Source organism: Candidatus Neomarinimicrobiota bacterium (genome assembly GCA_041862535.1).
Classification (GTDB): domain Bacteria; phylum Fidelibacterota; class Marinisomatia; order SCGC-AAA003-L08; family TS1B11.
Window position 1 is genome coordinate 1 of the sequence record JBGVTM010000060.1, and the last position, 14,150, is coordinate 14,150.

Below are 14,150 nucleotides of genomic sequence, written 5' to 3' on the forward strand. Positions count from 1 at the left end.
CCCTCAAGCCTGATTTTCTATCTGGGGGTCGGCAAAACATTGTCGCCCCTGGCACACCACACCCTGTTTTTCGATACCGAATTCGACCCCCATGCCGCCGCCCTCTACGACGAACCCCGGTGGCCGGAGAGACCCCAGTTCTACATCTCGTGTACCAGCAAAACGGATCCAACGGTGGCTCCGCCGGGCATGGAGACCCTGTTTATCCTTATCCCTGTCGCCCCGGGCCTCGAAGACAACGAGGAAATCCGGGAGCACTACTATCGGCAGGTTATGGACCGTCTGGAGCAAATCACGGGAGACGCCATCCGCGACCGGATCGTCTTTAAGGCATCCTATGCCCACAAAGATTTCAAGCGCGACTATCACGCCTATAAAGGCAATGCCTATGGCCTGGCCAATACCCTGCGCCAGACCGCGTTTTTACGACCCAAGGCCAGAAGCCGCCGCATCAGAAATCTTTATTACGCCGGCCAGCTCACCGTACCCGGACCCGGTATGCCACCCGCACTTATTTCAGGAAAGATCGCGGCAGAACTCGCAATGGAGGAGCTAGGACATGAATAATCTTGAACGCTACGAAAAGATGGCTCTGGAGACCAGCAGGAACACAACCAGGATTTACAGTACTTCGTTCTCCCTGGCTACGCGCCTGCTGGGATCTTCAACCAGAAAAGCGATCTACGCCATCTACGGCCTGGTGCGACTGGCTGACGAGATCGTGGATACCATGCATGACCAGGACAAGGAAGCGCTCCTGGATGAGCTGCAGGAGGATACCTTCCGTGCAATTCAACGGGGATTCAGCCTGAATCCGATCCTTCACAGCTTTCAGGGTACCGAGCGCCGGTTCCATATCCGACCGGAACTGATCACCGCCTTTTTCGACAGCATGCGGATGGACCTGGACCTGAAACGGCACAATCCAGCATCCTATCCCAAATACATCTACGGTTCCGCTGAAGTAGTGGGTCTCATGTGCCTGTATGTCTTTGTGAGAGGGGATGAAGCCCAGATCATGAAAATGGAGAGTCACGCCCGGAGCCTGGGCGCGGCCTTCCAGAAAGTCAATTTTCTGCGCGATCTGAAAGAAGATTACTTCGAGAAAGGTCGGCTCTATTTTCCCACCCTGATAGATTCCCGCTACTTCGACCTGGCCACTAAGAGAGAGATCGAAGCGGAGATCGAGGGCGACTTTCAGCATGCCCTGGAAGGCATCAAGCAACTGCCATTTTCGGCCCGCTTGGGCGTGTATGTTGCCTATCGATACTACCAGACCCTGCTCAGGGTGCTGAAGCGCACTCAGCCCCATATTCTTTTCAACCAACGTATTCGCATCAGCAACTTGCGCAAGGTGGGATTGTTGCCCATGACCCTGCTCCGCGTGGCCCTCAATCAGATATGAGTGCCAGAATCATCCTTTCAGTCGCGGTCTTTTTTTCGCTTCTCCCGGCCCAGTCTTATCCGGTGGACTTTCTGAGACAAGCCTACCTGCACTCCCTGGATGATGCGGAGTACGCCCGGCAGTGGTACGATGAATTAGTCGCGTCCCGGCAGAGCCTTACCGATGCCCTGACCCTGGGTTATCTGGGTGCCCAGCAGGCGGTGCTGGCCAAACACGACCCTCGCCCCTGGCGGAAACTGCACTACCTGCACCAGGCGGAAACGACGATGGACCACGCCCTGGCCCTGGAACCCGGTCACCCGGAGATACATTTTCTGCGTTTTAGCTATCAGCACAACGTCCCCGGCTTTCTGGGCTTTAATGATGAGCTGGAGCAGGACCGGCTATGGCTGGTCAATTATCTCGCGTCACCGTCGGACGGTCTGAGCGAACCGGAAGTGGCCGGTGATATGGTCGCCTTCCTGATTGCTTCGGGCCGGTGCACACATCAGGAAATCCAACGTCTGCAGTCGGCGATTCCTTGAATTACACATACCTGCTCCTCAATCTCGGCAGCCTCAGCGTGCCGCTCCTGTTTTCCTTCCATCCTCGGATCATGTTCGTGCGGCAGTGGCGCGCAGCCCTCTCCGCCATCCTCATCACCGCCATCCCCTTCCTGCTGTGGGATATCGGCTTCACCTGCCTCGGTGCCTGGACGTTCAACCCGGGGTTCACCTTCGGCACGGACCTGCTCGGCCTCCCCCTGGAGGAGGTGCTCTTCTTTTTCTGCATCCCTTACGCGAACCTGTTCATCTATGCCGTTGTGCAACAGTACCTGCCGGTCCGAACTCACCTGCGACCCATACGGGCGCTCTTTGGAGCCATAGCCCTGGGATGGATCGGCATCGGGCTCTTCGCATCTGGCCTCTACAGCACCGTGATCGGTCTGCTGGGTGGTCTCTTAATCCTCATCGCTATCGCGAAGATGAAGCATTTTGAAAGCTTCGTGCTTGCATATCTGATCCACCTGGTCCCCTTTATCATAGTCAACGGACTGCTGACCTCCCTACCTGTGGTGACCTACTCCAGCCAGGCTATCCTGAATATTCGTCTTGGAACCATCCCGGTTGAGGACCTGCTCTACAGCTGGATTCTTTTCCAGATCATCGTGATGCTCTATGAATACCTCAAGGATGGCTTGCAAGCCCGGCGACTGCTGCGGTCGCACTCGGAGTAGCCGTATTGCGGATGGGCCATTACCGAATTATTAACATTATCGCTGAACCAAAATCCTGGTAGAACATCCAACTGCTCATTTCAGCGAGGCCATAAGTTTGGCGCTTTGCCAGGGATGAACTTCCCCGGCCGTGACGGCTGCAGCTGACCATTTTTGACCACCCATTCCCCGCGCCGAAAGACGTGTTCCGGGAAAATGGCCGAGAAGCCAGCATAGGCATTCCAGTCGGCTATAGAGACGAGATCAGGGAGCCAATCGCGGGACGAGCTCGTCGGATCGACCACGACCAGATCGGCATCCGAGGCTTCCGCCAAAGAGCCTTTCCCGGGCGCCAAACCAAAGATCTCAGCGGGATTAGAACCCAGGAGACGAACGAGCAGAGATAGGTCTAATCCGCGTTCAAGAAACTGCGAGAGCAGTACCGGGAACATGGTTTCCACCCCGCCCATGCCATTGGGTATATCCTGGAACGGTATATTCTGCTGTTTGTCGGCTAACATGAACGGACAGTGATCGGTGCCGATTGTCCGGACAGCGCCTGTTTCCAGTCCTTGCCATAGAGCATTCAGGTCTTCGATTTTCCTAAGCGGGGGTGATGTTACGAACATGCGGCCGTCTTCCCGATGATAGACCTCCTCATCGAGTAAGAGATACTGCGGACAGGTTTCCACCAGTAATCCCTCAAACCGGCGCGCACACTCGAGACCCCGGGCCGAGGACAGATGAACGATGTATATCGGGCAGCGAATCTCGTCGGCAATCCGGCCAAGTTGTTCGATGGCCCGGACTTCCGCTTCATCCGGCCGGCTTAAGGCATGGTAGATCGGTTCAGCTGTCCGTTTGCTGAACAGCGGCCTGGCAGCATTACGGAGGACATCATTATCCTCGGCGTGAACCATAAGTAGACCGCCTTCGTCAGCAAGGACCTGCGCAATGCTCCGGATTTGCTCGTAGGTCAGGTACATCCCCGCTTCTTCATAAGTAGTGAATACCTTGTAGCTGAGTATACCCTGAGAGATCAGATCAGGCAGTTCTGAAATCAGTTGCTCGTCGAAGCGAGTGATATTGCAGTGGAGAGCATAGTCGGTGAGGGCTTCCCTGGCGTTCGCATGTCGATCCAGAACACTCTCGTGCAGGGTTTGGTCGTCATTTAAGACGGTAAAATCGATGATTGTCGTTACTCCCCCATGAAGGGCAGCCCGGCTTCCCGTCAAAAAATCATCCAGAGAAAATCCATCCTTGATAGGGACACCCATATGGGTATGGGCATCGATAAGGCCGGGAAAGATCAGGCGGTCGCGGCAGTCGAGGACGATGGTGCTTTCATCGGCAGGGAGGTTCGGTCCCAGGCGGGAAATCCGCTCCCCGATGATCAGGATATCCTCATCAGCTACCCGGTCCGGGTGGATGACCTTTCCGTTCCGTAAGAGTATCCGGTTCATATGAGAGCCATGTATCCGTGGGCGATATGCCGGCTCAACCGGTTTGACCACTGCCAGCTGCGATTCGCATGGTCTGAATGATTTGGGCAATAATGCTGACAGCGATTTCGGGGACGGTTTCGGACGCAATCTCAAGCCCCACGGGAGCATGGACGGTGTCAATTAGCTCCTGTGAATAGCCTTCTTCCTTCAACACTTTGGAGAATACGCTCCATTTACGCTCGCTGCTCAACAGACCCAGGTACCTGATTTCCATGGTTAATAGCATTTTCAGCAATTCCAGGTCATTACGGTGCCCACGCGTCATGACCACCACAAAATCGTGTGAAGATATTTCGGCGCCTTCCAGCACATCCGCAAATGACTTCACCACGATCCGCTTGGCATGTGGAAAGTACTCCCGGTTGGCGAGGTCTTCGCGGTCATCATAAACGATCACGTCACAGTCTATGAGATGTGCGAACTGCGCTACAGCCCGCCCTACGTGTCCGGCGCCAAAGATATGGAGGACGGGAAATGGTCGAATCAGCTGAATGAGATAGAAACCCTCAGGTTTGCTGAGAGTACAGGATTCACCCAGCCGCCATACTTGTTCCACGGATTCCTTCAATGTTTCAGGATAATCATGCGCAGCACTTTCTGAACGTGTTACATATCTTCGCACTTGAAGGATTTCGTTACCTGCTACTTCAGTTATCACAATGATCCCGGGTTCGCGAAGATTTTCCAGGTCCACGGCTGCCCACAAGTCTCTCACTGAGGGAGTATAGGGCTCGATGAGAACTCGAGTACTTCCCCCACAAATCCCCCCTTCCTGATCAGGATCATCATTGGTGAGCTCGAAACCCTCAAATCTCGGTTGTTCATCCTTCAGTACATCACCGGCGGTCTCGATAACCGAATGTTCAAGTGCACCACCACCCACTGTTCCGACAGGTCGCCCATGCTCGGGAATCAGCATAACCGGATAGTCTTTTCTGGGCACGGACCCACGGTGCTCCAATTGGGAGCATAAAGCGGCTTTCTGCGAGAAATCGAAGTCGCACAAGTACCGATAGATATACTTCTCCACAGTTTTACCGTTTAGTTACCCGCTAGAACCTGCTGACCATGGTCTGCGTTGCGATTCAGCATGATGAGTATCGCTTCCAGTACACCGCGGCCGACTGAGCGGGCTTTATCCGAAATTGAGAGGTGATCAACGATGCTGCCGCGTGGATCGATGTCGGCAATCTTGAGCCCGGGGCTGGCAGGTACTCTCGGTGAGATCAGACCGCGCACCAGACCCTGGAGGGGCGCACGGATCTCATACTTTCCTGCCAGTCGTCCCATAAGCGCGCCCACACTCACCACATCTCCGATATCCACGACCCACTCGATCGACCCACTCTGCGGAGCCCGGATTACGCGGCGGTAACTTTCACCACCTACCTCACCGGGAATGCCGGTGTTGGCCCGGGCAGGACCCTTCCAGATGATTCGGCCGAGGTCGTGTCCCCGCAGGGTTTCAATGACCGCGTGGCAATCACGCCCCGCGTGAAATCCAGGCCCCAGACCGACTGTAATAGGCGCCAGCGGCAGCAAACTTCTCTCGTGCCGCTTCAGCATGCGGGCATCTACCATGATATCCGGATGGAGCGCACCAATGCTTTCGAGATCATCCTCGATGAGTGCAATCTTATTCTGTGAGAGCACATTCGGCACGTCACTGAACGCGCATTGCAGGGCCTGGATGCCTTCCAGTTCCGCAGTACCTCGAATCATCGCCTCGCTGAAGCTCACCGTGCGGCGGATCGCGAGAGGTACCGCCAAATCACTCAGCACGACGCGGAAACCGACGCTATGCAGACAGTGTGCCGTGGCACTAGCCAGCTCGCCAGCCCCACGGACCCAGACGGTCATATCTCTTATTGCACTACCAGACAAGTGTCTATCCTACAGAAATATAGATGATCGTCAGCTGGCAGGCAACTGCTGCCCGAATACGACTCGTCGCGTTATAAGGAGCCGGGTAGTACTTATCAAGATCTAGCCTCGTGCCCAATCGGGACATCACCTTCAGACTAACAGATGCGGATTCATTCTATCCGATAGCAAATCCCGGCCTGCAAGCTGCCGGTGTACGTGCGGGCTCCGGATAAATCCCTAATCGCCGTAGCTATCTGTTCTGCCTCCCGGGGGTGCGTATCCACTTTATTCACGTAGTAGATGCGTTCGGTATCCTCAGGCAGTTTGCTGCCATAGCCATGGGGGCTGGTGACTACTTGTGCGATGAAACCCGCGTCGAGAACGGTACGCTCGTCAATTCCCCAGAGGCTCTGAAAAACCTCGGGCCGATGGATGTGACCTTGTGCCGGCGACGTATTGGCTACGTCTGCCCCTACGACAATGATGACATGGGTGGCAAACGGGGGAACATGAGGATCGCTGTCAATATGAGCTTTCAATGAGCGACCGCGGGCACCATCGCATTCGAATAGACAGACGTCCGCCTGGGATCTCACTGCATCCAATTCCGCCACTGATATACCCGCCAGCTTGGCCGGACCTTCACGATATCCCATCAGAAACAGAGGATTCGCCGTTTGAAACAGCAAAGGCAAATCCAGATTGGCAGTCTCTAACGCGAGAACGGTATGCAGACCGGCTGGATATTCTGAGCGTGTCAAGGAAGTCAGAAGAACCCGGGAATAACGCTTACTCAGCTCCACGCCCATCCGAAAGAGGAGCGATGTCTTCCCGCCGGCACCCATGATCGCAACACAATATCCGCGATCCTTAGAACGGCCCAAGAACATACTTGAAAAGTCTGCGCTTTCCATCCTATGCGATGTGGTTTGAATCAATATTCAACTTATCAACTTCAGGGAAATTACCTTCAATACGGAGCGTCTCGAAGCGGAACTGCGCCGTGCCTTACAATCGCCCCATACTCAGCTCTCTGGCAGAGATTCTAACTTGAGAACCTAGCAGTGGGTATGATTCCTGAGCAACCATTTCATTGAGTATTTGCTAATGGTTAAATTACCCTTCAGCAACACTTTTCAGTGCTTCGTCGATGATCGCAGGGCAGAATCGAGGTTGGCAGCATAGTCATTGAGTTCAGCAGCATCGGTTGAAATCCCATCGGACCTCCGAAACTGAAGCTGGCAGCCTCCCGGCCCTAACTGCAAATCCCAATTGAATGGATAAACAGTATCAATACATAGGTCGAGCGTTCCCCAGCATCGACGCCGGGGCCAAAACAACCGGTTCCACGCGTTACCTGACGGATATGTCGGTTGACCGAATGGTCTGGGGTTATCCCGTGTTCTCAACTATACCATTTGGCAGAATCAGGGGCATCAACCAGAAGCGAGCCCGGGCGGTCCCGGGCTGTGTTGAACTCCTATTCGCCGGGGAGATACCGGGCGAGAATCAGGTCGGGGTTATCATCGACGACCAGCCGTTATTGGCCGACGACGTGGTCCGCTTCATTGGAGACGTCATCGGTGTGGCCGTCGCAGATACGCTTGAGGCCGCCATAAAGATGGCATCACTTGTGGATGTCGAATATGATGAATACGAGCCCATCTGGTCTATTGACGATAGCAAAACAGCCACCGAAAACTGGATCCATGAATCAAATGTGGCTTGCAGGCATCAGGTTGTACGGGGAGACCTATCGACCGGCTTTGCCGAGGCGGACCTTATCGTCGAGGCAGATTTCCATACTCCGGTCCAGGAGCATTATTACCTGGAACCGCAGGGTTGCATCGCCATTCCCGAAACCGGCGATCATATCACGGTGATGGGGTCCATGCAATGTCCCTTTTACGCGCAGAATGCGGTAGCCAAGGCTCTAGGGATACCTTTGAGCCATGTGCGCGTGACGCAGGCTCCTACCGGGGGAGCCTTTGGGGGTAAAGAGGACATCCCTTCGGAGCTAGCGGCCCGGGCAGCCGTTGCAGCCCGGAAAGTAGACCGGCCGGTGAAAATGGTCTACCGACGGCGTGATGATATTCAACTGACCAGCAAACGCCATCCCTTCCAGATGCACTACAAGGTCGGGGTGACGAATAATGGTAAGCTCTGTGCCGCCGACATTAACCTGGAATCCAGTGCCGGCGCCTACGCCACACTATCCTCCGTGGTATCCTACCGCTCGACCATGCAGGCCATGGGGCCTTACGTCATTCCGAATATCCGGGTCCGATCGACCTCATATTATACCAACCTGCCGCCCAACGGGGCCTTTCGCGGGTTCGGTTCGCCTCAAGCCACTTTCGGACATGAGCGGATAATGGATTTGATCGCGGCCAGGCTGGGGATGGATCCCATCGAATTTCGTCTGCAAAACCTGGTACACACGGGAGCTGCGACGCTTACCGGCCACACACTCACGACCAGCGTGGGTGCGGAGGAGACCCTGCTCAAAGCCCGGAAAGCCTCCAGGTGGCAGAAGGAGCGAACGAGCAAGCCATCCTCCGACCGTTATCGCACCGGTATTGGAGTGGCCATGTCGCATTATGGCAATTGCCTGGGGGCCGCGGGCTGGGCCCTGGATGGCGCCGGGGTCAAGATTCAGATTCGACGGGACGGTTCCATTGCGGTGGCCTATGGGCTGACGGACATGGGGCAAGGAGCGACATCGGTGGTCGTCCAGATGACCGCAGAAGCGCTGGGGGTAAATCACGAGCGCATCACGGTCGTCCCAACAGATACGCAAAATGTGCCCGATAGCGGTCCCTCTGTCGCCAGTCGAAATGTCGTCATGACCGGTAATGCGATCCAGGATGCCGCTTCCAAGCTTTTGCCCATGTTGAAATCGGCGGCGGCGGAGTTGTTGGAGTGCAGCATCGAAGATATCATCATAGGCCAGGACGTTGCGCGGGATAGGAGCACCGCTAACTCCATCAACTTCACCAATCTTGCGGAGCATCTGTTTATGACAAACAGGCCCATGGACATGACCGGCTGGTGGCATGTACCCCCGTTGGACTTCGATCCCGAAACAGGTTGCGGGGAGGCGTATTTCACGTATTCCTACGCCACTCATATCGCCCACGTGATTGTGGACACGCTCACCGGGCTTATCGAGGTAGACAGAATCTGGGCCGCTCATGATGTCGGGAAAGTGATCAATCCGGCGGATCTATACGGGCAGGTTGAGGGAGGGACTGCTCAGGGCATCGGCTGGGCCCTCACCGAGCAGTTCCGGTACGACAGCGGCAGGGCAATCACCAACAACTTGTCAACGTACCTGCTGCCCACTATTCGTGATGTGGCCAGGGTGGAAACCATTCCAGTAGAAGCCTCTGAACCGCTGGGGCCCTGGGGGGCGAAAGGAGTGGGGGAACCGGCCATCATTCCAACCGGCGCGGCAATCGCCAATGCCGTCAGCCACGCACTGGATACGCCCATCAACAGCATTCCGATCACGCCGGAAACAGTACTCCGTATCCTTCAAGATCACGCAGAGAACAACTCCGGAACAAGGAAAACGTGAGGGACGGTCTCGAAGCACCTTCTTGATTTGAACTGATGGCAAAGACAAAAGGAACCAACTCGGAAAAGCGGACCCTATTGACCCATGGCCGGATAATTAATCCGGGCGGGGAGCCGGTTTATATTGATGATGGTCATATCGTAATCACGGGTGACCGTATCGAGTCCGTGAGCAGCCAGGTGCCCACGGAAGACCAAATGGATCTGGTGATCGATCTGAACGGTAAAACAGTGCTCCCGGGCATGATAAACGCCCACACGCATCTGTATTCCGCCCTGGCACTTGGCATACCTCCCCCAAAATCTCGACCGCAGAACTTCGTCGAGCAACTGCAAGCGATCTGGTGGAAACTTGACCGGGCGCTGGACGAGGCATCCACGCTGGCATCGTTCGAAGCCGGCCTGGTTGCCGCCCTCCGAGCCGGCGTCACTACGGTGATCGATCACCATTCCAGTCAGGAATACATATCAGGGTCTCTTGACAAGTTGGTGGAAACAGCCCAACGATTCGGCGTTACGATCTCACCCTCATTTGAGATCACCGACCGCAATGGCCGCAGAAGATTCAACGCCGCGCTGCGCGAGAATCTGGATATGTATGCGAAATACCATGATGTTCCCGGCGTACATCCGATGATCGGCCTCCACGCATCCTTCACGCTTTCCGAAGAATCATTGGTTACGATCCGAAAGGCACTCGAGGAACTGGTTGATTGGGGTATTCATATTCACGTGGCTGAAGACCAGGCCGATCAGGCGGATGCCAGGAGAAAGAGGTATCCTTCCGTGGTACAGCGCTTACGCGCCCATGATCTAGTCAACGAGCGCTGCCTATTCATCCACGGTCTTCACCTGGAACCGGAGGATATCGGGATTCTGAAAGCTGCGGGGGTGGCACTGGTGCACAATCCCACGTCGAATGCCAACAATCGGGTGGGCCTGCTGCCCGCCGAGACGATCCCGGCCCTGAAGGTCGGCCTGGGCACCGACGGCATGCAGGCGGATATGCTCCGGGAAGCGAAGGAGGGGGCTCTCATCCGCAGCTCGCATTTGCCCGGCGGTGCTCCGAATGTGAACTATGCAGCCATGCTGTTTGAGAATAATCCGATCATTGACAGCCGGCTTTTTGGATGCAAATTGGGCCTCATTTCGCCGGGGTACCAAGCCGATCTGACGATTTACGATTACAATCCGGCGACCGAAATGAGCACTTCCAATATCTATAGTCACGTTCTGTTTGGCCTGGAGAAACCGACCGATGTCATAACGCGGGGAGAATTCCGGATTCGGGATAATCGACTAGTTGATATTTCCGAAGAAGAAGTGAAAAAAAGAGCGCGGCTGGAATCGAGCAAGCTCTGGAGAAAAATGGGGGCATTACAATAAGGCAAGGCCTGTGTGTATTATCAACCAGATATTTGAAGCCAAAGGTTAATATTGAGGTTTATAATATCTTGAAGCGACAAGGAGACAACCATGAGGGCCAATCTACAGGGCAGGGACTTACTTACGCTGCTGGATTTTACCAGGGAGGAGTTTGAATACCTGCTGGAAGTGGCCGCCGATCTGAAGCGGCGCCAGGCCATGGGCGAGCTGCAAACCCACATTCTGCCTGCCAAGTCCCTTTATATGATCTTTTACAATCAGTCACTCAGGACACGCAATTCATTCGAGTCGGGGATGACGCAACTGGGTGGTCATGCCCATTACCTGGCCTCGGATAAGATTTATACGCCGGCTGTCGAGGGTGAAGAGGAAGCCTATACCACGGAAAGGGTAGCCGATGTTGCGCGGACTTTGTCACGCTTCGGGCATGGAATCGCCATCCGAATGTATGGTCCGCCAACCGGCTGGAAGTACGGTAAAGCTCATGAATACATGCAGGAATTCGCGCGCTGGGCAGATATTCCCATCATCAACATGGAATGTGACAAGTACCATCCCTGCCAGGCCGGTGCGGATATGCTGACGATCAAGGAGAAGCTCGGCGGATTCAAGGGCCGGAAGTTTGTGATGAGCTGGGCCTATTCGCCGAGTTATGAAAAACCTTTGAGCGTTCCACAGAGCGCTATTATCGCTGCTGCAAAAATGGGCCTGGATGTGGTTCAAGTGCAACCGGAAGGCTTGGAGCTGGATGCCGAAGTAATTGCGGCCTGCACGAAGATGAGCGAACAGAATGGGAGTAAGTTCGAGGTCTTGTATGATATGAAAGAAGCCTTCAAGGATGCCGATGCAGTATATCCGAAGTGTTGGGGAGCAAAGGGGGAATTTGAAAATGTCGCTGCCGGTGATGACACTGGGATGCGAAAGCTGTTTGAGAAAAATAAGCATTGGATCTGTGACCAGGAAATGCTGAACAATGCCAAGGATGAGGTCCTTTATATGCACTGCCTGCCGGCCGATCGCGGGTTCGAGGTAACCAACGAGGTTATCGATGGCCCCAACTCGGTGGTTTTCGATCAGGCGGAGAATCGCCTGCACTTTCAGAAGGCCGTAATGGGCCTCACGATGAGCTAGAATCAGAAAGGGTCCATCCATTATGGATCTAAACGGTAAAGACCTGATCTGCACCCAGGACTGGTCAATGGAAGAGATTGCCGGGGTTCTGGAACTGGCGGAAAGTATGCGGAAACACCGCTATGCCGGGGAATACACCGGCCTGCTCAAGCACCGGACGTTTATGATGTTTTTCTACAATCCGTCTGTCCGCACCCGGCAGTCCTTTGAGGCGGCGGCTACGGAACTGGGAGGGCACGCTCAGTTCCTGGAACCCAAATCCATGCGGCTGAAGACCAGGCAGAGCGCAGGGGAAACGATTGAGGATGTCGCCAGGGTGATAAGCCGGTACGCCGTGGGTCTGGGGATCAGGATTCTGGAAGATCAAGTCTCGGCTTACGGCGATGGGGATAAGCTGCTCAGGGAGTACGCCCGTTACGCCACCATTCCGGTGATCAATATGGCTGACGACCGGTATCATCCCTGCCAGGGACTTGCGGATATCATGGGACTGCGTCAACACCTGGGCAAAGAACTGAGCGGGCAGAAACTGCTGATGGTCTGGGGGCGCGGGGCCCTGGCCCGATCCAGGTGCTCGGTGCAGGAAAACCTGCTCATCAGTTCCCGATTCGGGATGGATATCACGGTGGCTCATCCGGAAGGCTATGATCTGGACCCGGAAGTCATCGCACAGGCCAGGGAGCACTGCGCCGGGAACGGAGCAAAGTTCCAGCTAACCCACGATGTGACGAAGGGTTATCAGGGTGCTAACGTGGTCTGTTCAAGAAACTGGATGAGTCCTCACGCATATGATTCCGGGGAATTTGATCGCGCGGGGGAAGTCGAAAAAGCGCTGCAATATCCAGATTGGATCTGTGATGAAGCAAAGATGAAAATGACGGCTAATGCGTTGTTCCTCCACCCCATGCCGGTAGACCGGGGCAACGAGGCAACCGACGGAGTGGCTTCCGGAAAACGGTCGATCATCTACGACGTGGCGGAAAATCGTCTGCATGTCCAGAAAGCCGTGATGGCCCTGACCATGTCCGACAGGGAAGTGGAGCTGATTCCATGAAAGATAGCCGAAAACTGGTTGTGATAGCTCTGGGGGGTAATGCTATCAAGCCGGCTGATGAGTGGGGTACGGCCGCAGAGCAGTATGAACACGTGTCTGTTACTGCTCATCATCTGGTCAGAATGAACGAACTGGGATATAAACTGATTATTACCCACGGTAACGGTCCGCAGGCGGGAAACCTGCTTATCCAGCAGGAGGAGGGGAGAAAACTGGTTCCACCGCAGCCTCTGGATGTCTGCGGGGCCATGACTCAGGGTCAGATCGGCTATATGTTACAGAACCAGCTGCAGAATGCTTTCAGGGAGAAGGGTAGAGAGATTCCCATTACGACCGTGATTACGCAGGTGCTGGTTCACGAGGATGATCCTGATTTCGACGATCCCAGTAAACCGGTGGGGCCGTTCTACACCGAAGAGGAAGCCCTGCACCTGGCAAAGACGAAGGGCTATATCGTCAAGAAGGTAGACCCTGCGGCTGAGAAGCCGTGGCGCAGGGTCGTCCCTTCTCCCGAGCCGATTGGTATCGTGGAAGTGTATTGTATCAAGTCGTTAGTTGCGGCGCGGGTGATCGTTATTACCACCGGCGGCGGCGGTATACCGGTCGTTGAAAAGAACGGGCGACTGGTAGGAGTGGAAGCGGTAATTGATAAGGACATGGCCGGACAAAAATTGGCGGAAGTTGTCCACGCTGATATCTTTCTGGCTTTGACGGATGTAGAATATGCCTATTTGAATTATGGCCAACCGAATCAGGAAAGTCTGGGAGAGATCGGGGTTAGTGCAGCGGAAAAATATCTTGGGGAGGGTCATTTCCATGCAGGAAGTATGGGTCCTAAAGTCCTGGCCTGTGTCCGGTTTGTCAGGGCCGGCGGCGAGCGGGCGATTATTACCTCCCTCGATAAGGCGGTCGATGCTTTACAGGCGAAGGCGGGAACTCAAATCGTTCCCTGATCCCTGTCTGGTACATGCTGTCCGTGATTGGAAAGAATCAGCCAATTTTTTATTGATCAGGCCCGGAACCCCAGGC

At 54.9% G+C, this 14,150-nt stretch carries 13 protein-coding genes; 9 read left to right on the forward strand and 4 right to left on the reverse strand.

From position 1 onward, the window contains the following. The 4 genes from ACETWG_02510 to ACETWG_02525 form a co-directional block, all read left to right on the forward strand. The coding region (locus ACETWG_02510) for a phytoene desaturase family protein (protein MFB0515461.1) at positions 1 to 567 on the forward strand (567 nt) is incomplete at its 5' end. Continuing rightward, positions 560 to 1,405, forward strand: coding sequence for a phytoene/squalene synthase family protein (locus ACETWG_02515; GenBank protein ID MFB0515462.1), 846 nt, complete (start codon positions 560 to 562; stop codon positions 1,403 to 1,405). The genes ACETWG_02510 and ACETWG_02515, both read left to right, overlap by 8 nt. Further along, the gene (locus ACETWG_02520; GenBank protein ID MFB0515463.1) at positions 1,402 to 1,929 is read left to right on the forward strand and encodes a hypothetical protein; all 528 of its coding nucleotides are present in this window, start codon (positions 1,402 to 1,404) and stop codon (positions 1,927 to 1,929) included. The genes ACETWG_02515 and ACETWG_02520 overlap by 4 nt, the downstream gene beginning before the upstream one ends. Further along, complete coding sequence (locus tag ACETWG_02525; GenBank protein ID MFB0515464.1) at positions 1,926 to 2,621, forward strand: lycopene cyclase domain-containing protein; 696 nt, start codon at positions 1,926 to 1,928, stop codon at positions 2,619 to 2,621. Before ACETWG_02520 ends, ACETWG_02525 begins: the two co-directional genes overlap by 4 nt. An 80-nt stretch (positions 2,622 to 2,701) precedes the next feature. On the opposite strand, the gene ACETWG_02530 is transcribed toward ACETWG_02525, so the two are convergent. From ACETWG_02530 to yqeC, 4 genes are all read right to left on the reverse strand, one after another. After that, positions 2,702 to 4,063, reverse strand: coding sequence for an amidohydrolase family protein (locus tag ACETWG_02530; protein MFB0515465.1), 1,362 nt, complete (start codon positions 4,061 to 4,063; stop codon positions 2,702 to 2,704). Between the two features lie 34 nt (positions 4,064 to 4,097). After that, positions 4,098 to 5,135 (reverse strand): XdhC family protein, encoded by a 1,038-nt coding sequence (locus ACETWG_02535; protein MFB0515466.1) that lies wholly within the window; start codon positions 5,133 to 5,135, stop codon positions 4,098 to 4,100. Between the two features lie 11 nt (positions 5,136 to 5,146). After that, positions 5,147 to 5,989 (reverse strand): selenium-dependent molybdenum cofactor biosynthesis protein YqeB, encoded by an 843-nt coding sequence (yqeB, locus tag ACETWG_02540; protein MFB0515467.1) that lies wholly within the window; start codon positions 5,987 to 5,989, stop codon positions 5,147 to 5,149. A 152-nt stretch (positions 5,990 to 6,141) separates the two neighbouring features. Continuing rightward, on the reverse strand, positions 6,142 to 6,855 hold the full coding sequence (yqeC, locus tag ACETWG_02545) for a selenium cofactor biosynthesis protein YqeC (protein MFB0515468.1): 714 nt from the start codon (positions 6,853 to 6,855) through the stop codon (positions 6,142 to 6,144). Between the two features lie 392 nt (positions 6,856 to 7,247). On the opposite strand from yqeC, the gene ACETWG_02550 reads away from it, so the two are divergent. The 5 genes from ACETWG_02550 to arcC all read left to right on the forward strand — a co-directional run bounded on the left by ACETWG_02550 (position 7,248) and on the right by arcC (position 14,074). Further along, positions 7,248 to 9,551 carry a xanthine dehydrogenase family protein molybdopterin-binding subunit gene (locus ACETWG_02550; GenBank protein MFB0515469.1) on the forward strand — a complete coding sequence of 768 codons (2,304 nt, stop codon included), beginning with the start codon at positions 7,248 to 7,250 and terminating at the stop codon, positions 9,549 to 9,551. Positions 9,552 to 9,586: 35 nt separating this feature from the next. After that, complete coding sequence (locus tag ACETWG_02555) at positions 9,587 to 10,936, forward strand: amidohydrolase family protein (GenBank protein ID MFB0515470.1); 1,350 nt, start codon at positions 9,587 to 9,589, stop codon at positions 10,934 to 10,936. Between the two features lie 90 nt (positions 10,937 to 11,026). Then, complete coding sequence (locus tag ACETWG_02560) at positions 11,027 to 12,067, forward strand: ornithine carbamoyltransferase (protein ID MFB0515471.1); 1,041 nt, start codon at positions 11,027 to 11,029, stop codon at positions 12,065 to 12,067. 22 nt (positions 12,068 to 12,089) lie between these two features. Continuing rightward, the gene (locus ACETWG_02565; GenBank protein MFB0515472.1) at positions 12,090 to 13,121 is read left to right on the forward strand and encodes an ornithine carbamoyltransferase; all 1,032 of its coding nucleotides are present in this window, start codon (positions 12,090 to 12,092) and stop codon (positions 13,119 to 13,121) included. Then, complete coding sequence (gene arcC, locus ACETWG_02570; GenBank protein ID MFB0515473.1) at positions 13,118 to 14,074, forward strand: carbamate kinase; 957 nt, start codon at positions 13,118 to 13,120, stop codon at positions 14,072 to 14,074. The genes ACETWG_02565 and arcC overlap by 4 nt, the downstream gene beginning before the upstream one ends. The last annotated feature ends 76 nt before the right edge of the window (positions 14,075 to 14,150 follow it).